This window comes from Mesorhizobium monacense, from assembly GCF_056781675.1.
The window spans coordinates 4,842,789-4,866,397 of the sequence record NZ_CM165567.1 but is presented as its reverse complement, the minus strand read 5'-3'; the positions used below and the strand labels follow the sequence as shown (position 1 = coordinate 4,866,397).

The window sequence follows — 23,609 nt, the reverse complement described above, 5'->3', positions numbered from 1 at the left end:
AATCAAAGCGCGAAAACTCTGCCTTCTTGATCCGAAAATTAACCATTTGTTTCCTATACCTGTTTAGCGTGGCTTAACGATTGGCCGACCGCCTTTCCCAAGCCGCCGAACAGTAAAGCTCCAAGAAAATGGTCGACAGGGAAAACCGAGACGACTGGAGGCGCGAGCGCTCCCTGCTGGCACTCGGTCAGGCAATGCGTGGCGAGGATGAGGCCGACGCGTCGCTGGTGTCGATCGGCGACCGGGCCGACCCGGCATGGCGCGAGGATGCCGCCGCCCGCCACCGTCTCGCCCGTTCGCAACGCGAGGCGCGATCGAATCCCCTTTCGGCCACCGCGGAGCCTGGCCTGTATCAGGCCGGCGGCGAATCCGTGTTGGATGAAACCTTGCCCGACGACGATTGGGGGGCTCGAAGCAGCCACCCGCAGACCGCACCGCACAAAGCGCCCGCCGGTCCCTCGCAGGACCATCGCTCTAAAGCCGCCTTCGAACCTCGATACGCCGGCGAAGAGCGGCGGCCTGCCGGGGACGATGACGACGGACAAGAATGGAAGCCGCTGATCGATCCGGTTCAGGTCGTTCGCGGCATTGCCCGTTCGAAGCTGCTGATCCTCTCTACGACGATACTGGGCGCGGCGCTCGGCGTCGGCATCGCCCTGTCGACGCCGAAGAAATACGAAGCCACCACCGAGCTGATCGTCGACCCGCGCGACCTCAAGCTCACCGACCGCGATCTCACCCAGAACGTGGTCGCGTCGGATGCGACGCTTGCCATCGTCGAGAACCAGGTTCGCGTGCTCACGTCCGGCACTGTCCTCAACAAGGTCGTCGACAAACTCAATCTCACCAACGATCCCGAGTTCAATGGAACGGGCAGTGGCGGCCTCGGCGTCATGTCGCTCATCCGCTCGATCCTGTCTCGCAGCGATGCCGGCGGGGCAGCCGACGACGCGCGGCGCCGTGCGCTCGCCGTCGGCAATCTCGCCGAAAGCCTTTCGGTCGAGCGCGGCGGCAAGACCTTCGTCATCTCGGTCAGCGCGACCACCCAGAATGGCGAGAAATCGGCCCTCATCGCCAACACGATGACCGACGTTTTCCTGCAGACCTTCGGCCAGATCCAGTCCGACACTGCCGGCCGCGCCACGGACGAACTGACGGCCAGGCTCGACGAATTGCGCAAGGGCGTGGAAGCGGCCGAGCGCAAGGTCGAGGATTTCAGGGCGACGCACGATCTTGTCGACGCGCAGGGCCACCTGATCAGCGACGATCAGATGCTGAAGCTCAACGAGCAGCTCTCCGTCGCCCGCGCTCGCACGCTGGAACTCAACGCCCGGGCGGCCTCGGCGCGTTCGATCAACGTGAATTCCGTTCTCAACGGCACCTTGCCCGAAGAGATCAACTCCAACACGATGAGCGAACTGCGCTCGCAATATGCGACGCTGAAGCAGGAAGCCGACCGCGCCGCGGTTCGGCTCGGCCCGCGTCATCCCGAACTCCAGGCGCTCGGTGCCCAGCTTGACGGGTCGCGCGAACGCATCGCCGGGGAATTGCAGCGCATCGCCTCGTCGCTTCAGGTCGACCTGAAGCGCGCGGTCCAGCTCGAACAGGACCTCGCTTCGCGCCTGGCACAGGCGAAGGTCCAGAGCGGTGACGTCAACAACAATCTCGTCACCATGCGCGAACTGGAGCGCGAGGCCGCCGCCAAGCGCTCCGTCTATGAACAGTATCTGCTGCGCGCCAAGGAGACCGGTGAGCAGAAGGACATCAACACCGCCAACATCAACGTCATCTCCAAGGCTTTTGCCCCGCTCGAGGCCAAGGGGCCGTCGCGCGCCGTGGTGGCGCTTGCCGGCCTGCTGCTCGGGCTGGCCGCCGGCATCGGCCTCGGCGGCATGCGTGGCGCCTATGAGAGCCTGCGCGAAACTGCGGCATTCCGGTCCCGGAGCAAGACCGACAAGAACAGGCCGGCTTTCGAGGACAAGGCTTACCGGGTCGCACCGCCGCCGGCTGCACGTCAACCGGCTGCACCGCCGCCGGCTGCACCGCCGATTTTGAGACCCCAGCCCATCAACGATGGAACCGAACGGTCCGGGCCGATCGGCGCTCTGCTTTCAGCCATAGGCGGCCTCATGCCTAGCAGACAGCCTAAGCCCGCGGCGGAGATGCGCGCCGACAAGACCGTCTCGCCCCCCGTCGCCCAGGCGACAAGGCCGGTACGGGACGCAGATCCGCAGGAAGACACTCAGCGCCAGTCGATGTATCCGGCTCCTCGGGCGGAGGCCTACTCCGATGACAGCCAGCCCGACTATCCGCAGGATAGGCATGCACAGACACCGCCGGACAGCTACTCCAATCAACAGCCAGTGATGCCTCCGGTTGGGCAGGGACCGTATCCTCCTCAGGAATCGGACGCCGATCAGCAGACCCGGATCGATGAAATCCGCGACAGCCTGCGCGAATTCCGCGATGCGGTGCGCGAATTGACCGAAAGCCGTTCAAACCGCCGCTATTTCTAAAACTCCCGGCAACCGATAAAAGCGGCCGGTTTCGAGTTTACGGCATGTGACGGCGTTTTGACGGGATTGCCCGCTGGAATTTTCGTGAAAATGCCGCGCTGCATGGTGCCCGAAACCGCAAGGCGTTTTCGGGGGCGTCGATGTGCAACCAGAGATCGAGCGTGCACGGATAGGCGCGCTCCAGGCAGAACAGTGTTGAAGGTGGTCCATGGCCGAAGTGATTGACGGAAAAAGCGTCGCCGAAGACGTGGTTCAGAAGGTCAAGGCCCTGACCGCGGAACTGGTGGGCAAGGGTGCGGAGAGGCCCGGCCTGGCAGTGGTGATCGTCGGCGAGGATCCGGCAAGCCAGGTCTATGTTGCCTCCAAATCGCGCACCGCCAAGGAATGCGGCTTTCATTCGCTCCAGCACACGCTGCCGGCCGACACCTCCGAGCAGGCGCTGCTGAAGATCATCGGCGAGCTCAATGCCGATCCGGCCGTCAACGGCATATTGGTGCAGCTGCCGCTTCCCGCTCATATCGATTCCGGCAAGATCATCCAGGCCATCGCGCCGGAAAAGGATGTCGACGGCTTCCATTTCATCAATGTCGGCAAGCTCGGCACCGGCGAACTGGAGACGGCCTTCGTGCCCTGCACGCCGGCCGGCTCGATGCTTTTGATCGAGCGGGTGCGCGGGAAGGACCTGTCCGGCCTCAACGCGGTCGTCGTCGGCCGCTCCAACATCGTCGGCAAGCCGATGGCCAACCTTCTGCTTGCCGCCAACTGCACTGTCACCATCGCGCACAGCCGCACCAGGGACCTGCCGGCGCTCGCCCGCACCGCCGACATTCTGGTGGCCGCCGTCGGCCGGCCCGAAATGGTCAAGGGCGATTGGGTCAAGCCGGGCGCTACTGTCATCGATGTCGGCATCAACCGCATCGCCGCGCCCGAAAGGGGCGAAGGCAAGACCCGCCTCGTCGGCGACGTCGCCTATGCCGAGGCGGCGCAGGCGGCCGGCGCCATCACCCCGGTTCCTGGCGGTGTCGGACCGATGACCATTGCCATGCTGATGGCCAACACTGTAGCTTCCGCCTACCTCGCGGCCGGGATGAAGCGGCCGTCCTTCTGACCCGGAAAGCTTGAGCGTTGCCAAACCTTACTGCTTCCGTCGAACGGCCGCTCACGAACGAACCCGTTCAAGGCGGCCGGCAATTTGCCTTCTTGCTGGTCGACAAGTTTTCGATGTTTTCGCTGGCGGCGGCGATCGACACCTTCCGCTCGGCCAACCGCCTGCTTGGCCGCGATTTCTATGGCTGGACGACGGTGTCGGCCGACGGCGACGCCGTCATGGCCTCCAACGGCTTGCCGCTCAAGATCGACTATTCTGTCGCCGACTTGCCGCCTGTCGACATCCTGTTCGTCTCGGTCGGGCTCACTACCGAATTCCCCGGCAAGAGCAAGGTGCTGGCGGCGCTGCGCAACTGGGGCCGGCGCGGCAATGCGCTCGGCGCGCTCTCGGTCGGCTCCTACCTGCTCGCCGAAGCAGGGCAGCTCGAAGGCTATCGCTGCACCATCCATTGGGAAAACCGCGCCGGCTTCATGGAGCGCTTCCCCGACATCAACTGCACCGGCAACGTCTTCGAAATCGATCGCAAGCGCTATACATGCGCCGGCGGCACCACCTCGATCGACCTGATGCTGGAGATCGTGCGCGGCGATTTCGGCTCCAATCTCGCCAACGGCGTCGCCAACCAGTTCCAGCACGAGCGCATCCGCTCCGCCGGTGACCGCCAGCGCGTCGGGCCGGAGCGCGACCTGACCGGCAAGTCTGAGAAGCTGCGGCGCATCGTCGAACTGATGGCCGATCACCTCGACGAGCCGCTGTCGGCGGTGCAACTCGCCAAATCGGCCGGTCTCTCGGTACGCCAGGTCGAGCGCCTGTTCCTGCGCCATCTCAGCGTCACGCCCGGCCGCTACTATATGCGGCTGCGGCTCGAGCGGGCGCGCGAATTGCTGCGCCAGACCAACATGCCGATCCTCGACGTGGCGATCGCCACCGGCTTCACCTCGCACTCCTATTTTGCCCAGAGCTACCGGCTGCAATTCGGTCGCCCGCCTTCCGAAGAGCGGCGCACGACGTATTGACGCGTGCTCCTTGCAGTCTCGGACTTGTGTCCTGACGCGGGGTCAAATACCTTTCCGGCGCGGACCAGAGGGCGATCTCAGGAGATTTTGATGGCGGGACTTTTGCGGAGCGTCGCTGCGGCGATCCTCCTTTTGTCGATGACTTCGGTTGGCTTTGCCGCCGGCAAGGTCATCATCGTTCTCGATGCGTCCGGCTCCATGTGGGCCCAGATCGACGGCAGGCCGAAGCTCGAAATCGCCCGTGAATCGCTGCGCAACGTGCTGCAGTCGGTGCCGGCCGACGCGGAAATCGGCTTCATGGCCTACGGCCATCGCCAGAAGGGCAGCTGCGACGACATCGAACTGATCGTGCCGCCGCAGGCGGGCTCGGCCAGCGCAATTTCCGCCGCCGCCGACAGCATGAAATTCCTCGGCAAGACGCCGCTCACCGCCGCCGTCAAGCAGGCGGCCGAGGCGCTGAAATACACCCAGGACAAGGCCACCGTCGTCCTCATCACCGACGGGCTTGAAACCTGCGGCGGCGATCCTTGCGCGCTCGGCAAGGAGCTGGAAGCGTCCGGCATCGACTTCACCGCCGACGTCGTCGGCTTCGGGCTGACCGCCGACGAAGGCAAGCAGATCGCCTGCCTCGCGGAAAATACCGGCGGCAAATACATCCAGGCCTCCGATGAGAAAGCGCTGCAGGACGCGCTGGTCGAGACCGTGGCGGCGCCGGCACCGGCGCCCGAACCCGCCCCCGAACCGGCGCCAGAGCCTGCCAAGCCGGAGTTCAATTTCATCCCGACCGTCGTCATGGCCGAAGGTGGCGATCCGATCACCGACGGCAATGCCTGGGAGATCTACAAGGCTGGGTCCGACGGCACGCGCGGCGAGTCCGTCACCACCCAATATGGCGCCTACAAGGGCAATCTGGAGCCGGGCGACTATGTCGTCGTCGCGCAGGACGGCGAGGCCAGGGTCGAGCAGAAGGTCAAGATCGAGGCGGGCCAGGTCTACAAGCCGCTCTTCACCTTGAATGCCGGCACGCTCATCATCCATCCGCGGCCGAGCCCGGGCGCGGATGTCGTCGATGGCGCGGCCGTCGTCATCGACTATCCAGGCGCCGATCACCCTGCGACCTACTACGGGACCACGAAAGTCGTGTTGCCGGCCGGTGACGAGAAGGTGATCGTCACGATCGGGCAGGGCGCGGTGACCGAGACGATCGCGCTGGCTGCCGGCAAGACCGTGGAAAAGGACATGATCGCCGGTGTCGGCCATGTCGTCGCCAACGCCTATTATACCGCCGGCGGCGACAAGGCGGACGCTTCAGGCATCGGCTTCAAGGTGCTCAAGGCGAAAAAGAAGATCGACGGAACCAGGGACGAGGTGACCTATTCCTACGGGCCCGACAGCAAGTTCGATCTGCCGCCGGATGACTATGTGTTGATTGCGACGGTCGATCTCGCCGTCGTCGAGCAGCCGTTCACCGTCAAGGTCGGCGAGCTTCAGGATGTGAAAATTGCGTTGAATGCCGGCGTGCTGGCGATCACCGCACCCGGAGCCTCGAAGATCGAGATTTTCGAGATGGAGAAGGACATCAACGGCAACCGCAAGTCGCTCGGCTATGCCTACGACCAGAAGTATCAGGCGGCGATACCGGCGGGCGACTACACCGTCGTCTCGGAGAAATCGGACAGCAGCTCCAAGGAAGGCACCGTAACGGTCAAGGCCGGCGAGCGATCCGAACTGACGGTGCAATAGGATCGCATGGGCGAATGAAAAAGGGCGGCCGCAAGCCGCCCTTTTTCATGTCCTTCAAGCCGTTCCGAAGGCGCTGGCGCCATGGTCGGCGCGGCCGACCAGTTGCCGGAAGCCGGCGAACAGCTCGCGGCCGAAACCGAACTCATTGCCGATCAGGTCGGCGTCCGCCGTGCGGCGCAGCGCGAATTCCGTCCCCGGCACCAGCACTTCCAGCGTGCCGGCATCGGCGTCGAGCCGGATGATGTCGCCCTCATGGATCCTGGCGATCGGCCCGTCCTCGACCGCCTCCGGCGTCACATGGATCGCTGCCGGCACCTTGCCGGAGGCGCCCGACATGCGCCCGTCGGTGACCAGCGCCACGCGCTGGCCGCGATCCTGCAGGATGCCGAGCACGGTGGTCAATTTGTGCAATTCCGGCATGCCATTGGCCTTCGGCCCCTGGAAGCGGATGACGGCGATGAAATCGCCGGTCAAAGTACCGGCCTTGAACGCCTCGTTCAGCCCTTGCTGGCTGTCGAAGACTTTGGCCGGCGCCTCGATGAGGCGCCGCTCCGGCTTCACCGCGGACGTCTTGATGACGGCGTGGCCGAGATTGCCCGCAAGCACCTTCAACCCGCCGGTCGGCTGGAACGCCTTGGCGAACGGCGCCAGAACCTTTTCGTCGCCGCTTTCCAGCGGCGAGGCCTCGCGCACCACGCTGCCGTCTTCGCCGAGCCTGGCCTCGACCGCATAGGGCCTGAGGCCCTCGCCCCACACCGTCTGCACGTCCTCGTGCAGGATGCCTTCGTCGAGTAGTTCGCGGATCAGGAAGCCCAACCCGCCCGCCGCGTGGAAATGGTTCACGTCGGCAAGGCCGTTCGGATAGACCCGCGCCAAAAGCGGCACGGCTTCCGAAAGGTCGGAAATATCCTGCCAGGTCAGCGCGATACCAGCGGCCGCCGCCATGGCGATCAAATGGATGGTGTGGTTGGTCGAACCGCCGGTGGCGTGCAGGCCGACGACGCCGTTGACGATCGAGCGCTCATCGATCATGCGGCCGACCGGCGTATAGGCATTGCCGAGCGCGGTGATCGCCAGCGCCCGCTTCGTCGCCTCGCGGGTCAGCGCGTCGCGCAGCGGCGTGCCGGGATTGACGAAGGAGGCGCCCGGCGTATGCAGGCCCATGATCTCCATCAGCATCTGATTGGAGTTGGCGGTGCCGTAGAAGGTGCAGGTGCCCGGCCCGTGATAGGATTTGGACTCGGCCTCGAGCAGCTCGGCCCGTCCGGCCTTGCCCTCGGCAAAGAGCTGGCGGACCTTGGCCTTTTCGTCGTTGGGCAGGCCTGTCGTCATTGGTCCGGCCGGCACGAACACCGCCGGCAGGTGGCCGAAAGTGAGTGCGGCGATCACCAGCCCCGGCACGATCTTGTCGCAGACGCCGAGATAGACGGCAGCGTCGAACATGTTGTGCGAGAGGCCGATCGCGGCAGCCATGGCGATCACGTCGCGCGAAAACAGCGACAACTCCATGCCGGGCTGTCCCTGCGTGACGCCATCGCACATCGCCGGCACGCCGCCGGCCACCTGGGCGATACCGCCGGCCTCGCGCGCCGCTTCCTTGATCAGCGCCGGAAACGTCTCGAACGGCTGATGCGCCGACAGCATGTCGTTGTAGGAGGTGATGATGCCTAGGTTCGGCACCCGGTCGCCGCCAAGCGCCACCTTTTCCGACGGGCTGCAGACGGCAAAGCCATGCGCGAGGTTGCCGCAGGACAGCACCGCCCGATTGGCGGTGCGGTTCGAGGCCTCGGCGATGCGGCCGAGATAACGTTCGCGGCCTGGCTTGGAGCGCTGGCGGATCCGTTCGGTGATGGCTTCGATGTCGCGTCTGGCTGTCATGGCGGTCGGTCCTTTCAAGTCCCGGAAAACATCCTCCCACCGTCTGCCGGGACCATTGGCGAGTTGAAAATCAGGGTGCCCAGAAAACCTCTACGGCCCTGGGTGCCGCCTCGAGCACGGCGCGGATCGGCTTTTGCGGTCCCGGCGCCATGGCGTTCTCGAAGGCGCTACGTTTTTCCTGGCCTTCTATGTGGAGCGCGATGAAGCCGGCGGCAACGATCCGGGCCAGCGACAGCGTCAGCCGCGGCTCGCCGGCGCTGGCCGCGTGAACCGGCAGCACGATCTTTTGCGAGGACGGGTCGAGCAATGTCGCCAGGTCGTCCGCGTCGGGAAAGAACGAGGCGGTGTGGCCGTCGCCTCCCATGCCCAGCACGACGATGTCGAGCGGCCAGGGCAGCGACTGCAATGCCGAATCGTCGGACGCCGCGGCGGTCTCGATGCCTGTCGCCTCATGGTAGAGCGGCACGAAACGTGCGGCGGCGGCCGCGTTCTGCAGCAGGTTGGCGGCCACCAGTCCGGCATTAGAGCGCGGCGAGGAGGCCGGCACGAAACGCTCGTCGACCAGCGTCACCGTGACCTTGTCCCAGGCGATCGGAATATGAGAGAGCGCAGCGAAGAACTTCGCCGGCGTCGTGCCGCCGGAGACGGCGAGCAGCCCGGTGCCGCGCTCGGCGATCGCCTTGGTCAGGCGTCCCGCGACATGGCCGGCGAGTGCCGCCGCCAGCTCCGGGCGATCGGCGAAGCCGTTCCAGTTGTAGCTGGCGCCGTTCAATTGCTCTCGTGCCATGTCCGCCCGTCGCGTTCGATCAGCGCAATCGAGGCCGATGGCCCCCATGTGCCGGCCGTATAGCCTTGCGCTTCCTGCCTGGCGCTCTCCCAGGCGTTCTGGATCGGGTCGATCCACTTCCATGCCGCCTCGACCTCGTCGCGGCGCATGAACAGCGTCTGGTTGCCGCGCACGACATCCATGATCAGCCGCTCATAGGCGTCCGGCGCGCGGCCGTCGAAGGATTGCGCGAAGCTCATGTCAAGCGGGATCTGGCGCAATCGCATCCCGCCCGGACCGGGATCCTTGATCATGATGAACTGCTTGACGCCTTCGTCGGGCTGCAATCGGATGACCAGCTGGTTGGCGAAGATCGGCCCGGCGCTGTCGCCGAAGATCGAATGCGGGATCGGCTTGAACTCGATGACGATTTCCGAAACGCGGGTCGCCAGCCTTTTGCCGGTCCGCAGATAGAACGGAACGCCCGACCAGCGCCAGTTGCCGATCTCGGCCTTGATGGCAACGAAGGTCTCGGTGTTGCTGTCCTTGCCGAGTTCCTCGACATAGCCTTTCACCGGCCCGCCGGCCGAGGCGCCGGCGCGATACTGGCCGCGCACCGTATGCTTCGGCGCCTCGTTGCCGTTGACGCGCTTCAGTGCCCTGAGCACCTTCAGCTTTTCGTCGCGCACCGCGTCGGCGTCCATCGACGACGGCGCCTCCATGGCGACAAGGCATAAAAGCTGCAGCATGTGGTTCTGCACCATGTCGCGCAGCGCGCCGGCCTTGTCGTAGTAGGTGACGCGATCTTCCAGGCCGACCGTTTCGGCGACCGTGATCTGCACATGGTCGACATTGGCCGAATTCCACAGCGGCTCGTAAAGCGCATTGGCGAAACGCAGCGCCATCAGGTTCTGCACCGTCTCCTTGCCGAGATAGTGGTCGATGCGGAAGATCTGGCTTTCGTGGAAATCGTCGCCGACCAAATCGTTGAGCGCGCGTGCCGAGGCGAGGTCGCGCCCGATCGGCTTTTCCAGCACGATGCGCGAATTCGGCGTGATCAGCTTGTGCTCTTTCAGCTTGTGCGAGATATCGCCGAACAGCGCCGGAGCAACCGCCAGATAAAAGGCGCGGATGCGGTCGCTGTCGCCGATCGCCTTTTTGAGCTTGTCGAAGCCGGCCCCCGTGGTCGCGTCGGCCGAGACATAGGACATCCGCGCCAGAAAGGTCTTCAACTCCTTGGCGTCGATATCGGCTGGTTTCACATGATCAGAAATCGCCTGCTTGGCGAAGGCCTGGAATTCCTCGTCGGTCATCTTCGAGCGAGAGGTGCCGATGATCCGGGTCGGTTCGGAAAACTGGTGGTCGCGCTGGCGATGGTAGAGCGAGGGCAGGAGCTTGCGTTCCGACAGGTCGCCGGTGCCGCCGAAAATGATGAAGTCGAAAGGATCGACGGGAATGATCTGGCTGGTCATGGTCTGTCCGCTTTGGCGCCGGTCGCAGTGACGGGGCTGATATAATCTAATCGATTTAAATATTCCAGTGCCATGGTGTCACATCTAAGTGCTTAAGCGTGCCCCTTGACACTGGCACAAGCCGGAGGTCTGTCGACGGACGATGGTTCCAGGAGCCTTCGCACCTGCAACATAGTGCGGGATTGTGACGAAAGCCAAAGGAGAAATTGGCGTTTGCTACACATCTTTCGAGGGTTGTGGCCGGCGCAATGAGTAGTCTTCATCATGGGTGAGAAAAGCATGCGCCTGGAAAACAAGGTCGCCATCATCACGGGTGCGGCGTCGGGCTTCGGCGAAGGCATGGCCAGGCGATTTGCCGAGGAAGGCGCCAAAATCGTTGTCGCCGACCTCAACGCCAAAGGCGCCGAACGCGTCGCCGCCGAGATCGGCGAGGCCGCGATCTGGACCCAGACCGACGTTTCGCTGCGGTCCGAATTCGATGAGATGGTCTATGCCGCAAAGAGCGCCTTCGGCCGCATCGACATCATGGTCAACAATGCGGGCTACACCCATCGCAACGGCGACATGCTCGATGTCAGCGAGGAGACCTTCGACCTGATCACCGCCGTCAACATGAAGGCGATCTATCACGCAGCTCTCGCCGTCGTGCCGATCATGGAGCGGCAGGGCGGCGGCGTCATCCTGACCACCGCCTCGACCGCCGGTCTCAGGCCCCGGCCCGGCCTCACCTGGTACAACGCCTCGAAGGGCTGGGCGATCACCGCGACCAAGTCGATGGCGGTCGAGCTGGCGCCTAAGAACATCCGCGTCAACTGCCTCTGTCCCGTCGCCGGCGAGACCGGCATGCTGGAGAAATTCATGGGCGCCGACACGCCCGAGATCCGCGAAAAGTTCCGTGCCTCGATCCCGCTAGGCCGTCTCTCGACGCCGCTCGACATCGCCAACGCTGCACTCTGGCTTGCCTCGGACGAGGCCGCCTTCATCACCGGCGTGGCGCTGGAGGTCGATGGCGGGCGCTGTATCTGAACCGCGACTGCCGGGAGACTGATCACCCGGCTGTGCCGGCTGCTACCCGGCGCTCAACCGCCACTGCCGATCGTCAGGCGCCGGTCTTGATGTAGGTCTTGTAGATCCAGCCGCGTTTGCCGTTGTAGACGATCTGGCACCATTTCTTGCAGCTTATGACCTGCACCGAAGTCTTGGCCGGCACGGTGAGCATGGCGGCGGCTTTCTGTTTCGGACCCGCCCGCATCGTGACGGCCTTCAGGATGCGTCCGGTGGCGGCGCTCGCTTTCTGTGGCTTGGCCTGGGCCTGGCTGTCGTCGCCTTCGCTGGCAGCAGCACTCACCGCCGCAACCTGCGGCTTTGGTGTGGGAATGGCGGCGGTCTGTGCGCCGTCCATGCTGTCGTCCGTCGCTGCTTCTTCTGGTGCTGCGACCGCGGATAGCGCAGTCGTTGCGTCGTTTTTCGCTGCTGGTTCGGCGAAGGCCGCCGCCGATGGCTTGGCGCTTTCGTCCGCGGGCTGGTTTGCCGCCTGCCCGGAGGGGGCGGCCACCGCCGTGCTGGCAGGGGTGGTCGTGGCTTCCGTGTCCGCACCGGACCAGCGCGGGTCATTGGCCGCCAGCGCCGGGATGTTGGCCTCCTTGGCCGCCACCGCCGGTGAAACCGCGTCGGCCTTGCGCGCTGCCTGCGGTGCTGCCACGGCGACCGTCGCGTTCGCGGTCGGGGGCGCAATCTTGGTTGTCTTCACCGGAACGGCTGGAACGGTCTGCTCGGGGCTCGCGATGGCTTGCCGGTCGTTGGCCGGCAATGCCAGCCACAGCGCCACGCCCGCGACGCCAAGCAGTGCCGCGGTACCGACCGCTGCAATCACCAGATGTGAGTTCGAGCGGACACCCTGCCAGAAAGTGGGCCGCATCTCATAACCGAACTGCATGGCGAAGCGCCGCCGTTCCGGCGCACCGAAACTGAAGGGCTCGTTCACTCCACTACCTCCAACATACGGGCCGACGTTCTTTCGATCGGCGCCGGAATCCGGCTTTCGATCGGCATCGGTCCCAAAAACCTAAGCGGGCATGCCCGCGGAAGTCCCCGTTTGATAGCCCAGAACCGGTACCTTTTGCCGGCGATTGTGGCATCAGTGCGCCCTTGGCGGGAATTTTGCACACTTGTTAAGGATTCTGCAACGTGTCGCTTGGGCAAGCCAACAGCAGACTTAACAGTCTGATTCCGCGCGGAGATGCCTTTGTTAGATCCTGTCCCGCAGGGCGAACCAATTGAGCGCCAGGAACAGCAGCGGCGTGCGGAAGCGCCGGCCACCCGGGAAGGGCGGGATCTTCAGGTCCTCAATCAGCTTCAGCCGGTCGCGATTGCCGGCGACCGTCTCGGCATAGAGTTTGCCGAAGAAGTTGGACAGCATGACGCCGTGGCCGGAATAGCCGCCGGCCGAGATGACATTCGGCATCACCTCGCGCACGAACGGCTTTCTGGGCACCGTGATGCCGACATAGCCGCCCCAGCCGTGGGTGATCTCGACATCCCTCAACTCGGGATAGAGCTCCGAGATCTGCCGGCGGATGTGGATATGGATGTCCTTCGGATCTTTGACCGCATAGATCTCACGTCCGCCAAACAGCAGACGGCCGTCCCCTGTCTTGCGGAAATAGCGCACGACGAAGCGGGAATCGTCGACGGCTTCGCCGCCCGGCAGCACTTTTGTGTCAGCCCCGAGCGGCACCGTCGCGCCGATGAAGGAGCCGATCGGCATGATGTGTGCAGCGCTCACCGGCTCCAGTGTGCCGCCATAGGCGTTGACGCCGATCAGGCATTTCTCGGCAGTGATCGTGCCTTTCGGTGTCGTGACCCTCACCTTGCCGCCACTGGAGCTGATGCCGGTCGACGGCGTCTGCTCGAACAGTTGGGCGCCCGCTTCCTCTGCCACCCTTGCCGTACCGATCAGCAGCTTCAGCGGGTGGATATGCCCCGTGCTGATGTCGCGGGTGCCGCCGAAATAGGCGGTCGAACCCAGCCGCTCCGCCGTCTCCTTGGCGTCCATGAAGGCGATATGCGGATAGTTGAAGCGGCTCGCCATGATCTCGGCATGCGCCTTGTAGTCGTCGACGTAACGCTGCTTGTGCGCCACTGACAGCTGGCCCGGCATGTAGTCGATCTCGATGCTGTTGGCGGCGGCGAATTCGAGGAGATGCGCCTTGGCCTCTTCGGCAAGGTCGAACAGCGCCTTGGCGCGGGCAAAGCCGTATTCGGCTTCCAGTTCCTCGGCCCAGGCGCGTTGGCCGGTGCCGAGCTGGCCGCCATTGCGGCCCGACGCGCCGTCGCCGAACCGGTGTGCCTCGATCAGCACGACATTGCTGCCCGACTTGGCCAGATGCGCCGCCGCCGACAGCCCGGTGAAGCCGCCGCCGACAACGACGACGTCGCAAGACCGGTCGGCGTCGAGCGCCGGATATTCAGCTCGCGGCCCGGCGCTATCCTCATACCAGGAGATGCCGGGGGAAATGGGGGATTGGTAGGGCATGAGCACCGGGCAAAGCAGTAGGGCAGTAGGGCAGTAGGGCAGTAGGGCAGTAGGGCAGTAGGGCAGTAGGGCAGTAGGGCAGTAGGGCAGTAGGTAGGGACTATTCAGGTGACAATTTGCGGATCAGAAGCCGCAAGAGTGTCCCCACACTTTCGCTACGGATCATCAATGGTTCGATCGCCCCCTGCGAGGCGATTCCGACACGTTGCGCAATCATGAGATGCGTCTCCAACTCCTTGAGGGATCCTTGGGCGATTCTGAGAAATTGCTGATAGGAAGCTCGGCTTTCTCGACCGTAACCCTCAGCAATGTTGGCGGGCACAGAGGTAGCTGCTCGGCGCGCCTGAGCTGTCATCCCGTAGATCTCTTCCTTCGGCCAAGCCTTTGTCGCTTGGTAGACTGATACTGCCAAGTCCATGGCCTGCTGCCAGACGATCAGATCTCGGTACGACTCGATCTTCGCCATCGTCTGTCGCCCCCTACTCCCTTACTGCCCTACTCCCTTACTCCCCTAAACATTCAGCAGCAGATACTCCCGCTCCCACGGGCTGATCACTTCCATGAAGGTCTCGAATTCCGCCCGCTTGATCGCCGCGTAGGTTGCGGTGAACGACTTGCCGAGGATCGCTCCCAGTTCCTCGTCGCCTTCGAACAGGTCGACGGCTTCGAGCAGGCCGCGCGGCAGGTCGATCTCGTCTTCGTTGGCGGTCGTCAGCACCGGCGGCTCGGCCTTGATCTTGTTGGTCATGCCGATCAGCCCGCAGGCCAGCGACGCGGCCAGCGCCAGATAGGGATTGGCATCGGACGAGGGGATGCGGTTTTCGACGCGCCGCGCCGCCGGATCGGAGCGCGGTACACGGAAAGCTGTGGTGCGGTTGTCATAGCCCCATTTGTTGTTGACCGGCGCCGAGGCCGCCTGCGTCAGCCGGCGGTAGGAATTGACGTAGGGCGCGAACATCACCAGCGCGTTCGGCACATGCTTCTGCATGCCGCCGATGAAGTGGAAGAAGGCGTCCGTTTCCGAACCGTCCTCGGCCGAGAAGACATTGCGGCCGGTCTTCTTGTCGATGATCGACTGGTGGATGTGCATGGCCGAGCCGGGCTGGCCCTGGATCGGCTTGGCCATGAAGGTGGCATAGATCTCGTGCTTCAGCGCCGCCTCGCGGATGGTGCGCTTGAACATGAACACCTGGTCGGCGAGCTCGATCGGGTCGCCATGGCGCAAATTGATCTCGAGCTGACCCGCGCCCTCCTCATGGATCAGCGTGTCGATCTCCAGCCCCTGGCTTTCGGAGAAATGGTAGATGTCGTCGATCAACTCGTCGAACTCGTTGACGCCGGCGATCGAATAGCCGGCGCCGCCGCCGATAGGCCGCCCCGAGCGCCCAACCGGTGGCGTCAGCGGATAGTCCGGATCGGGGTTCTTGCGCACCAGGTAGAATTCGATCTCCGGCGCCACCACCGGCTTCAGGCCGCGCTTGTCGTAGGCGGCAAGCACGCGCTTCAGCACGTTGCGCGGCGTGAATTCGACCGAGCGGCCGTCCTGGTGAACGAGGTCGCAGATCACCGCCGCCGTCGGATCCTCTTCCCACGGCACCACGGTCAGTGTCGAAAGGTCGGGCATCAGCTTGAGGTCGCCGTCGTCCTCCGGATAATGGAAGCCGTTGCCGTCCTCCGGATAACCGCCGGAAATCGTCGTCATGAACACCGCCGAAGGCAGCGCCAGCGACGTGTTGGAGGTAAACTTCTTCGACGGCATCATCTTGCCGCGGGCGACACCGGCCTGGTCCGGTGTGATGCATTCGATATCTTCGATGCCGCGCCATTCCAGCCAGGCGCTGACTTCCTTCCAGTTCTTGACGCCACGTTGGTTTTTCACAAAGGCAGGCGTACGGACACGTCCTCCGCGGCTCGACGGACGGACTTCCTTTTTCGCAGGCGGCATCATTCACCAGATTGGGTTTCGGATTTTGGAGTATAGCCGTGGCTGGTGATGGAAGGAAGGGGAGCCCGGTTGGGTTCGCCCTGCCAGTTGAAAATCGCTGCAGGCATCTTAGGTTTCGGCCACCGCAGACTCGGGCGGTCCCAGTGGAAGGCGTCGAATGCAAGACACCCGTAAATTGACCACGATCGGCTTCGATGCCGATGACACGCTATGGCAGAACGAGCAGTTCTTCCGCATGACCGAGAAGCGCTTCGCCGGGCTGCTCGAAGATCACGGCGATGCCGAGCACATTTCGGCAAGACTGCTGGAGGCCGAGAGGCGCAACCTTGGCGTCTACGGTTTCGGCATCAAGGGGTTCACCTTGTCGATGATCGAGACCGCGATCGAGATCACCGAGGGCCGCGTGCCGGCGCCCGTCATCGCCGAAATCCTCGCCGCCGGCCGCGACATGCTCAGCCACCCGATCGAGCCGCTTCCCCACGCACGCGAGACGGTGGAAAGACTTGCCGGCGCCTATCGCCTGGTGCTGATCACCAAGGGCGATCTCTTCGACCAGGAGCGTAAGCTGGCGCAATCGGGTCTGGGCGATTTGTTCGATGCCGTCGAGATCGTCAGCGACAAGAGCGCAGCCACCTATGCCAGGATCTTCGGCCGTCATGGCGACGGGCCCGAGAAGAGCATGATGGTCGGCAACTCACTCAAGTCCGATGTGGTGCCGGCCATCGAGGCCGGCAGTTGGGGCATCCACGTGCCGCATGAATTGACCTGGGTGCTCGAATATATCGAGCCGCCGGCGACCGCGCCACGCTTTCGCCAGATCGCCGATCTCGGCGAACTGCCCGCTCTGGTCGAGAGCATCGCGACATCAGGCTGATGACATCGCGGCCATTGAACCGGCCGCGGCAAATTCAAGCCGTCAGCTACGGCACAATCCGATCAACCGGTCGATCACCGGTTGTAGCCTTTCGGGTGTGATCGGCTTGGCGACCACGACGTCGATCACGCTCGACAGGCCCAGGCTCTCTGGCGTGCCATTCTTGGTTGAAAGCAGGACCACCGAGGGTAGTGCCCTGCCCGATGTGCGCCGCAGTGCGTCGATGCCGGACAGCAGCGTGTCGCAGTCCTTGTTGTCGGCTCCGCCGTCCAGCACGATCGCGCCGGGGATGAGGGAACGCAGCGCCTTCGCCGCCGTCTCGGGTGATTCCGAGATCGGCTTTAGCCCGGATTTCTCGACGATTTTCGAAACCACGACCCGGTTGATCGGTGATTTCCCAACGACGAGCACCTGTGAGAAGTCCGTTACCATCTCGATGCTCGCGGCGCGTTCCGACAGATTGAGGTGTTTTACAGTCCTGGTCTCGCGATTCAAAGGGGACATAGGCGGGCGGGCACTCATCTCTGTTTCAATGCAGGGTTGAAACCTGGAGCACAAATGGCGTGAGATCAATGCCGGTGTCAAGCTGAAACGGCGGGCATCTACAATATTGCAAGAAAAGCTAAAATTTAGTGCAAGTTCTATTCCTGGCAGTAGTGCTAGAACGAAAGTCGCCCGCGCGGATCCGCGCGGGCGAGACTGCGTTCGGCCAAATCACGCCCGCGAAGCGAGCGCGCCTCAGAATTTGGTCAGCCGTGGCTCTGCTGGGTGACGATCACCGGGATCAACAAGTCGCCCCAATTGCCGTCGCCGCCATGGTGCCGCGCCGAGCGCACGAGCTCGACCGAGACGCCGGCTTCGACCGCCTTCATGACCGACTGGTTGAGCCTGTGCAGATCGTTGGCCAGCATGCGGATGGTCGCCTGCTGGTCGACGCTCATCGTGGTCGACTGTTCTTCGGCCCGTTCCTTGACGCGGCTTATCGATGCCATTGGTCTTCTCCTTGTGTCCTTGCCCTCTCGGGCGTTTCCTCTGGTTGTCTTGCCTTGTTATTCCGCTGCTGGCTTGAACTGGGCGTGTTCGGTCGATTCATGCATTGCCGTGGTCGACGACTGGCCGCCGGTGATCGCCATCGACACGGCGTCGAAATAGCCGGTGCCGACCTCGCGCTGGTGCTTGGTCGCGGTGTAGCCATGGGCTTCCGCCGCGAACTCGGCCTCCTGCAATTCCGAATAGGCCGCCATCTGCCGCGCCTTGTAGCCGCGGGCCAGTTCGAACATACCGAAATTGAGCTGGTGGAACCCGGCCAGCGTGATGAACTGGAACTTGTAGCCCATGGCGCCGAGTTCCCGCTGGAACTTGGCGATGGTCGCGTCGTCGAGGTTCTTCTTCCAGTTGAACGACGGCGAGCAATTATAGGCGAGCAACTTGCCCGGGTGATGCTTGCGCACGCCCTCGGCGAACTTCTTGGCCTGGGCCAGGTCAGGCTTCGAGGTCTCGCACCAGATCAGGTCCGCGTAAGGCGCGTAGGCGATGGCCCGCGCAATGCAGGGCTCGATACCATTCCTCACGTGATAGAAGCCTTCGACCGTGCGCCCGGCATCATAGTCGACGAAGGGCTGGTCGCGCTCGTCGATGTCCGAGGTCAAAAGCTTTGCCGCTTCGGCGTCGGTGCGCGCGACGACCAGCGTCGGCGTGCCCATGACATCGGCCGCCAGGCGTGCCGCATTGAGGTTGCGGATATGCGCCGCGGTCGGGATCAGCACCTTGCCGCCGAGATGGCCGCACTTCTTTTCCGATGCCAACTGGTCCTCATAGTGGACGCCCGCGGCGCCCGCCTCGATGAAGGCCTTCATGATCTCGAAGGCGTTGAGCGGTCCGCCGAAACCGGCTTCCGCGTCGGCGACGATCGGGGCGAACCAGGTGTCGACCGAAAGCCCCTTGCCTTCGGAGGTCTCGATCTGGTCGGCGCGCTGAAGAGTGCGGTTGATGCGCTTGACGAGTTCGGGTGCCGCGTTGGCCGGATAGAGCGACTGGTCCGGATACATCGCCGACGCGGTGTTGGCGTCGGCCGCCACCTGCCATCCCGACAGATAGATCGCCTTCAGCCCGGCCCGCACCTGCTGCATGGCCTGGTTGCCCGACATGGCGCCGAGCGCGTTGACGAAATCCTCCTCGTGGATGAGCTTCCACAGACGGTTGGCGCCCATTTCGGCGAGGCTCTGGCGGATCTGGACCGACCCGCGCAACCGCTTCACATCCTCCGGCGAATAGGGCCGTTCGATGCCGTCGAACCGGCCTTCAGGCGCGGACGGGACGAGATTGTAAAAATCGGTCATTGGTTACTCCAGATCATTCGATGGTGGTCTCGGAAACGCCGCGTCATTGTAGGTCTGCGTCGCTGGTGTGTGTGACATCATTTACATTGCGGCGCGAAGCAAGCGAGGAAAACCGCCGTTTCGAGCGGAAAATAAAAGAAAACCTGTGTTGTGTTTGACTGGCGGGCGCTGTAAATTTGTCATGATTGTAAAGAACGATGCGCCGCCTACCGCGCTGCGTTTGTGTAAAATCCTGTCAAGGATAGACGATGGCCGACCAGAAAATCTTCGCCGGGCCGCGCATCCGCCGCATCCGCAACGCCAAGGGACTGACCCAGACGGCGATGGCCGAGGGCCTCGGCATTTCGCCCTCCTATCTCAACCTCATCGAGCGCAACCAGCGGCCGCTTACGGTCCAGCTGATCCTCAGGCTGGCATCCGTCTACAAGGTTGATCCGCATGAATTGCAGGGCGAGGCGAGGGGGTCGATATCGGCCTTGAAGGAAGTGTTCGGCGACCCGCTGCTTTCGGGCGAACTGCCGGGCGACCAGGAGTTGATAGAGCTGGCCGAGGCCGCCCCCAACGCCTCGGCCGCGATGATCAAGCTTTTTCGCGCCTATCGCGAGCAGGCCGAGCGGCTTTCGGATCTCAGCGAACTTCTGGCGCGCGAGGGCCGGGCCACCGCGCTCTCCAGCGCCCGTCTGCCGGTCGACGAGGTACACGAGATTTTCGAGCGCCGGCCGAACCACTTTTCCGCGCTCGAGGAGGAGGCCGAGGCCTTCACCGCGCTGCTCGAGCCGGGCGACGACCTGTTCGGCGCGCTGAAGGCCTGGCTGAGGCGCGAATACGGCATCGTGGTCAAGGTGCTGCCGGTCGCCACCATGCCGAACTGGCGTCGCCGCTACGATCGCCATTCGCAGCGCCTGTTCCTGTCGGAGCGACTGTCGCCGTTCGACCAGTTGCGCGAAGTGGCGATGGAGGCTTGCCTGATCCGCATGACGGTCGCGGTCGCCGGGGAGATTCAAGGCTTGAAGCTGACCACCGACGAGGCCCGCCGGCTGGCCCGCTTCGAACTCGGCCGCTACGCCGCCCATGCCTTGATGATGCCCTATCAGGCCTTCCATTCGGCCGCGCTGCGCGCCCGCTACGACGTCGACGTGCTGCGGTCGCGCTTCGGGGTGTCCTTCGAACAGGCGGCGAACCGGCTGACCATGCTGCAGCGGCCGGGTGCGCAGGGTGTCCCGTTCTTCATGCTCGAGGTCGACAATGCCGGCAACCGCTTCCGCAAGGCGGGCAGCCAGGGCTTTCCACAAAGCCGTTTCGGCGGCGGCTGCCCAAAGCTTCCCGTCCACGCCGCCTTCACGCTGCCGGGCCAGATCCTTGTCGAGGCGGTGGAGATGCCCGATGGCGCCGAATTCCTCTGCATCGCCCGCACACTGGAGGGCCCGCAAGGCTCGTTCTCGGAGCGTCCGCGACGCACCGCATTGCTGCTGGCCTGCGATATCGGTTTTCGCGACGAGATCGTCTATGGCGCGGCCCTTCCGGGTCCGGCCGCAAGCGGCAAGGCGGGACAAAGCGCCGCCGCGGCCACGCCGGTCGGCCCCGCCTGCCGGCTCTGCGAACGCATCGGATGCCTCGCCCGCGCCGAGCCGCCGGTGACACGCCCGCTCGGTCTCGACGAGATGGTGACCGGGTTGAGCGCCTTCGATTTTCAGTGAGGCGGTTCGCGACGGCATTCCGTTGTCACAACCGCCGCCATCCGGTGGACCTCGCCCGACCTTCGTCTTTGCCCTACGCAATTGAAGCACGTTTCTGTCGTCCATCGCGCATCGTGCCGTCCTGAAAATCGCGACAGTGGCAACCATGACCGATACCGCATCGCCAAGTGCTTCTTCGCCGGTCGTCTCGCCACGCGAGGAACGTATAGGCATGCTTCTGGTGTTCCTCTCGGCGCTGGTGTGGAGTTTTGGCGGCACCATCGCCCGGTTCATCGACATCACCGACAACTGGACGATTGTGTTCTGGCGCTCGGCTTGGGCCGCCGCCTTTCTCATCGCGTTCATGGCCTGGCGCGACGGCTGGCGCGGCATGCTGAAATTGTTTCGCGACATGGGCCTGCCTGGCTTGGCCGTGGCCTTCTGCTTCGCCATCGCATCGACCTCGTTCATCGTCGCGTTGGCCCACACCACAGTGGCCAACATCCTGTTGATGCAGGCCGGCGTGCCGCTGCTGGCGGCGCTGCTTGCCTGGCTGCTGTTTCGCGAGCGGGTGACCAGGGCGACTTGGCTGGCAATCGCCGCCGTCATTGCCGGCGTCGCCATCATGGTGTCGGAATCGCTTGGCGGCACCGTGTCTCCCATCGGCGACGGTCTGGCGCTGCTCATCGCCTGCGTGTTCTCGATCGCCACCGTCATCACCCGGCGCTTCGCCTATGTGCGCATGACGCCGGCGACCTGCCTTGGCACGATGCTGGCCGGCGCCTTCGCCGCGTCTCAGGCATCGGCATTCGCCGTTTCCAGCCACGACATGGGTTTTCTGTTTGCCTTTGGTGTCATCAATCTCGGCGTCGGCCTTGTCTTCTTCGCCACCGGCGCCCGGTTGGTCCCGGCCGCCGTCGCCGCACTCCTCGGCACCTTCGAACCGATCCTCGGTCCGATCTGGGTCTGGCTTGTCCATTCCGAGGTGCCGTCGGCGCGCACCATCATCGGCGGCGCGGTCGTGGTCATCGCGCTGCTTGTTCACATCGGGTTCGAATTCACGCGCCAGACCCGGCCCGTGCGGCCAGGCGTCGCCGGCGTGCCATCGCCTAATTGATGCAGCGACGTGGTTGCCCACGCGTTTGCCATTGACAATGGTGTCGCTGGGCGGGCAGGCTGCTTGCACGGCAACAACAAGACAGGCGTATCTTGCCAAGTGTCTCCCCCGGCCCGATCGCGACCGGATCAGATCGTCGTATCCCTGCCCGCGCCGTGGCGAAAGCTTCTGACGGCGGCAAGACGCCCTCAAGATCTTGGCATGGGTACGGAAGCTCATCCTCCGATCGGGCATCGAGCCAGGCCTGCTCCGCCAACTCCGGCTTGCCGCTCTCCGGCAAGCCCAACAATCTGAAGCAAATGCCCGGCCGCGCGGCTGTCGCGACGGACCGGCGATGGAACACTCACCAAAGGAGAATAGCATGATCCGCAAAGCGCTCTGGCTTTCGGCGACTTCGGCATTTCTGACACTTTTCACCATAGGCGGTCATGCCGAGGACCGCGTCGTCAACGTCTTCAACTGGTCCGACTATATCGACAGTTCGATCATCGACGACTTCACCAAGGAGACCGGCATCAAGGTCGTCTACGACACCTTCGATTCCAACGAGATCCTCGAAACCAAGCTCCTGGCCGGCGGCAGTGGCTATGACGTCGTCGTGCCCAGCGGCAATTTCCTCGCCCGCCAGATCCAGGCCGGCGTGTTCCAGAAGCTCGACAGGTCGAAGCTGCCGAACATCTCCAACATGTGGGATACCGTTCTGGAACGGACGGCCAAATACGACCCCGGCAACGAGTATTCGATCAACTACATGTGGGGCACCGTCGGCATCGGCTACAACATCAAGAAGGTGCAGGCAGCGCTGGGCACCGACAAGATCGACAGCTGGGACACGTTCTTCAACCCGGAAAGCCTGGCCAAGCTGAAGGATTGCGGCGTCTACGTGCTGGATTCGCCGGCCGACATCATTCCGGCGGCGCTGAAATATCTCGGCCTCGATCCGAACAGCACATCGCCCGACGACATCGCCAAGGCCGAGGAAACACTGCTGAAGATTCGGCCTTACATCAGAAAGTTCCACTCGTCCGAATACATCAACGCGCTCGCCAATGGCGACATCTGCCTGGCGGTCGGCTGGTCGGGTGACGTCTTCCAGGCCCGCAATCGCGCCGTCGAAGCCAAGCAGGGCGTCGAGATCGGCTATGCCGTGCCGAAGGAAGGCGCCCAGATGTGGTTCGACCAGATGGCGATACCGGCCGATGCGCCGCATGTCGCCGAGGCGCTCGAATTCCTCAACTATATGATGAAGCCCGAAGTGATCGCCAAATCGTCGAACTATGTGCTGTACGCCAACGGCAACAAGGCCTCGCAGCAGTTCGTCGACAAGGCGGTGCTCGAAGATCCGGCGATCTATCCGGACGCTGCGACCTTGCAGAAACTCTATACCGTCCAGCCCTACGATCCGAAGACCCAGCGCCTGATAACGCGCACCTGGACCAAGATCGTCACCGGCCAGTAAGCGATTAGACACGACCCCGGCAGCCAGCTGCCGGGGTCAAATCTTTCGGAGCAATTCCAGGAAAAGTGTGAAACGGTTTTCCGTCCGGAATTGCGTCAAAACAAAGAGATAGAGCGGTTCTGCGTTTCCGTGAAACGATGGGGCAAGCAGCAGACGGAGTGGGGA

Annotated in this window: 19 protein-coding genes; 9 read left to right on the top strand and 10 right to left on the bottom strand. The window is 63.7% G+C overall.

All coding sequences use genetic code 11. The features are described from left to right. The first annotated feature begins 128 nt into the window (after positions 1-128). From AC1RUK_RS23370 to AC1RUK_RS23355, 4 genes are all read left to right on the top strand, one after another. On the top strand, positions 129-2,516 hold the full coding sequence (locus AC1RUK_RS23370; RefSeq protein WP_481838757.1) for a GumC family protein: 2,388 nt from the start codon (positions 129-131) through the stop codon (positions 2,514-2,516). A 208-nt stretch (positions 2,517-2,724) separates the two neighbouring features. Further along, on the top strand, positions 2,725-3,624 hold the full coding sequence (gene folD / locus AC1RUK_RS23365) for a bifunctional methylenetetrahydrofolate dehydrogenase/methenyltetrahydrofolate cyclohydrolase FolD (RefSeq protein ID WP_481838758.1): 900 nt from the start codon (positions 2,725-2,727) through the stop codon (positions 3,622-3,624). Positions 3,625-3,641: 17 nt separating this feature from the next. After that, the gene (locus tag AC1RUK_RS23360) at positions 3,642-4,640 is read left to right on the top strand and encodes a GlxA family transcriptional regulator (protein WP_481838759.1); all 999 of its coding nucleotides are present in this window, start codon (positions 3,642-3,644) and stop codon (positions 4,638-4,640) included. A 90-nt stretch (positions 4,641-4,730) separates the two neighbouring features. After that, entirely contained in the window at positions 4,731-6,383 is a 1,653-nt protein-coding gene (locus AC1RUK_RS23355) for a vWA domain-containing protein (protein ID WP_481838760.1), read from the top strand. Positions 6,384-6,437: 54 nt separating this feature from the next. Here AC1RUK_RS23355 and edd read toward each other — a convergent pair whose 3' ends face one another. The 3 genes from edd to zwf form a co-directional block, all read right to left on the bottom strand. Further along, on the bottom strand, positions 6,438-8,261 hold the full coding sequence (edd, locus tag AC1RUK_RS23350) for a phosphogluconate dehydratase (RefSeq protein WP_481838761.1): 1,824 nt from the start codon (positions 8,259-8,261) through the stop codon (positions 6,438-6,440). A gap of 70 nt (positions 8,262-8,331) precedes the next feature. Then, entirely contained in the window at positions 8,332-9,048 is a 717-nt protein-coding gene (gene pgl, locus AC1RUK_RS23345) for a 6-phosphogluconolactonase (RefSeq protein WP_481838762.1), read from the bottom strand. After that, positions 9,030-10,499: a glucose-6-phosphate dehydrogenase gene (gene zwf, locus AC1RUK_RS23340; protein WP_481838763.1), complete on the bottom strand. Its 1,470-nt coding sequence runs from the start codon at positions 10,497-10,499 to the stop codon at positions 9,030-9,032. The genes pgl and zwf overlap by 19 nt, the downstream gene beginning before the upstream one ends. 279 nt (positions 10,500-10,778) lie before the next feature. Between zwf and AC1RUK_RS23335 the strand changes: the two genes are divergently transcribed. Then, complete coding sequence (locus AC1RUK_RS23335) at positions 10,779-11,525, top strand: SDR family oxidoreductase (RefSeq protein WP_481839415.1); 747 nt, start codon at positions 10,779-10,781, stop codon at positions 11,523-11,525. A gap of 73 nt (positions 11,526-11,598) precedes the next feature. On the opposite strand, the gene AC1RUK_RS23330 is transcribed toward AC1RUK_RS23335, so the two are convergent. The 4 genes from AC1RUK_RS23330 to AC1RUK_RS23315 all read right to left on the bottom strand — a co-directional run bounded on the left by AC1RUK_RS23330 (position 11,599) and on the right by AC1RUK_RS23315 (position 15,982). Next, positions 11,599-12,483, bottom strand: coding sequence for an SH3 domain-containing protein (locus AC1RUK_RS23330; protein ID WP_481838764.1), 885 nt, complete (start codon positions 12,481-12,483; stop codon positions 11,599-11,601). A 264-nt stretch (positions 12,484-12,747) separates the two neighbouring features. Next, positions 12,748-14,034, bottom strand: coding sequence for an NAD(P)/FAD-dependent oxidoreductase (locus AC1RUK_RS23325; protein WP_481838765.1), 1,287 nt, complete (start codon positions 14,032-14,034; stop codon positions 12,748-12,750). A gap of 100 nt (positions 14,035-14,134) precedes the next feature. Continuing rightward, on the bottom strand, positions 14,135-14,500 hold the full coding sequence (locus AC1RUK_RS23320) for a four helix bundle protein (RefSeq protein WP_481838766.1): 366 nt from the start codon (positions 14,498-14,500) through the stop codon (positions 14,135-14,137). A 45-nt stretch (positions 14,501-14,545) separates the two neighbouring features. Beyond that, positions 14,546-15,982: a glutamine synthetase family protein gene (locus tag AC1RUK_RS23315; RefSeq protein WP_436170863.1), complete on the bottom strand. Its 1,437-nt coding sequence runs from the start codon at positions 15,980-15,982 to the stop codon at positions 14,546-14,548. A 154-nt stretch (positions 15,983-16,136) separates the two neighbouring features. Between AC1RUK_RS23315 and AC1RUK_RS23310 the strand changes: the two genes are divergently transcribed. Continuing rightward, a complete protein-coding gene (locus tag AC1RUK_RS23310) occupies positions 16,137-16,853 on the top strand; it encodes an HAD family hydrolase (protein WP_481838767.1) in 717 nt (238 codons plus the stop codon). Between the two features lie 42 nt (positions 16,854-16,895). Here AC1RUK_RS23310 and AC1RUK_RS23305 read toward each other — a convergent pair whose 3' ends face one another. The 3 genes from AC1RUK_RS23305 to aceA form a co-directional block, all read right to left on the bottom strand. Next, positions 16,896-17,357 (bottom strand): response regulator, encoded by a 462-nt coding sequence (locus AC1RUK_RS23305; RefSeq protein ID WP_481839416.1) that lies wholly within the window; start codon positions 17,355-17,357, stop codon positions 16,896-16,898. A 245-nt stretch (positions 17,358-17,602) separates the two neighbouring features. Further along, on the bottom strand, positions 17,603-17,845 hold the full coding sequence (locus tag AC1RUK_RS23300) for an SMc00767 family acetate metabolism repressor (RefSeq protein ID WP_006202762.1): 243 nt from the start codon (positions 17,843-17,845) through the stop codon (positions 17,603-17,605). 57 nt (positions 17,846-17,902) lie between these two features. Then, a complete protein-coding gene (gene aceA, locus AC1RUK_RS23295; protein ID WP_436170866.1) occupies positions 17,903-19,192 on the bottom strand; it encodes an isocitrate lyase in 1,290 nt (429 codons plus the stop codon). Positions 19,193-19,440: 248 nt separating this feature from the next. On the opposite strand from aceA, the gene AC1RUK_RS23290 reads away from it, so the two are divergent. The 3 genes from AC1RUK_RS23290 (at position 19,441) to AC1RUK_RS23280 (ending at position 23,444) form a co-directional block, all read left to right on the top strand. Then, positions 19,441-20,889: a helix-turn-helix domain-containing protein gene (locus tag AC1RUK_RS23290; RefSeq protein WP_481838768.1), complete on the top strand. Its 1,449-nt coding sequence runs from the start codon at positions 19,441-19,443 to the stop codon at positions 20,887-20,889. Between the two features lie 145 nt (positions 20,890-21,034). Next, on the top strand, positions 21,035-21,985 hold the full coding sequence (locus tag AC1RUK_RS23285) for a DMT family transporter (protein ID WP_436170868.1): 951 nt from the start codon (positions 21,035-21,037) through the stop codon (positions 21,983-21,985). Between the two features lie 361 nt (positions 21,986-22,346). After that, positions 22,347-23,444, top strand: a complete 1,098-nt coding sequence (locus AC1RUK_RS23280; protein ID WP_436170869.1) for a polyamine ABC transporter substrate-binding protein — start codon at positions 22,347-22,349, stop codon at positions 23,442-23,444. Positions 23,445-23,609 lie beyond the last annotated feature (165 nt).

What these genes read in the sequence shown, in the direction of transcription:
- AC1RUK_RS23370 (WP_481838757.1), top strand. Translation starts at nt 129, where the DNA reads ATGGTCGACAGGGAAAACCGAGACGACTGGAGGCGCGAGCGCTCCCTG.
- folD (WP_481838758.1), top strand. Translation starts at nt 2,725, where the DNA reads ATGGCCGAAGTGATTGACGGAAAAAGCGTCGCCGAAGACGTGGTTCAG.
- AC1RUK_RS23355 (WP_481838760.1), top strand. Translation starts at nt 4,731, where the DNA reads ATGGCGGGACTTTTGCGGAGCGTCGCTGCGGCGATCCTCCTTTTGTCG.
- edd (WP_481838761.1), bottom strand. Translation starts at nt 8,261, where the DNA reads ATGACAGCCAGACGCGACATCGAAGCCATCACCGAACGGATCCGCCAG.
- pgl (WP_481838762.1), bottom strand. Translation starts at nt 9,048, where the DNA reads ATGGCACGAGAGCAATTGAACGGCGCCAGCTACAACTGGAACGGCTTC.
- zwf (WP_481838763.1), bottom strand. Translation starts at nt 10,499, where the DNA reads ATGACCAGCCAGATCATTCCCGTCGATCCTTTCGACTTCATCATTTTC.
- AC1RUK_RS23335 (WP_481839415.1), top strand. Translation starts at nt 10,779, where the DNA reads ATGCGCCTGGAAAACAAGGTCGCCATCATCACGGGTGCGGCGTCGGGC.
- AC1RUK_RS23325 (WP_481838765.1), bottom strand. Translation starts at nt 14,034, where the DNA reads ATGCCCTACCAATCCCCCATTTCCCCCGGCATCTCCTGGTATGAGGAT.
- AC1RUK_RS23320 (WP_481838766.1), bottom strand. Translation starts at nt 14,500, where the DNA reads ATGGCGAAGATCGAGTCGTACCGAGATCTGATCGTCTGGCAGCAGGCC.
- AC1RUK_RS23315 (WP_436170863.1), bottom strand. Translation starts at nt 15,982, where the DNA reads ATGATGCCGCCTGCGAAAAAGGAAGTCCGTCCGTCGAGCCGCGGAGGA.
- AC1RUK_RS23310 (WP_481838767.1), top strand. Translation starts at nt 16,137, where the DNA reads ATGCAAGACACCCGTAAATTGACCACGATCGGCTTCGATGCCGATGAC.
- AC1RUK_RS23305 (WP_481839416.1), bottom strand. Translation starts at nt 17,357, where the DNA reads ATGTCCCCTTTGAATCGCGAGACCAGGACTGTAAAACACCTCAATCTG.
- AC1RUK_RS23300 (WP_006202762.1), bottom strand. Translation starts at nt 17,845, where the DNA reads ATGGCATCGATAAGCCGCGTCAAGGAACGGGCCGAAGAACAGTCGACC.
- aceA (WP_436170866.1), bottom strand. Translation starts at nt 19,192, where the DNA reads ATGACCGATTTTTACAATCTCGTCCCGTCCGCGCCTGAAGGCCGGTTC.
- AC1RUK_RS23290 (WP_481838768.1), top strand. Translation starts at nt 19,441, where the DNA reads ATGGCCGACCAGAAAATCTTCGCCGGGCCGCGCATCCGCCGCATCCGC.
- AC1RUK_RS23285 (WP_436170868.1), top strand. Translation starts at nt 21,035, where the DNA reads ATGACCGATACCGCATCGCCAAGTGCTTCTTCGCCGGTCGTCTCGCCA.
- AC1RUK_RS23280 (WP_436170869.1), top strand. Translation starts at nt 22,347, where the DNA reads ATGATCCGCAAAGCGCTCTGGCTTTCGGCGACTTCGGCATTTCTGACA.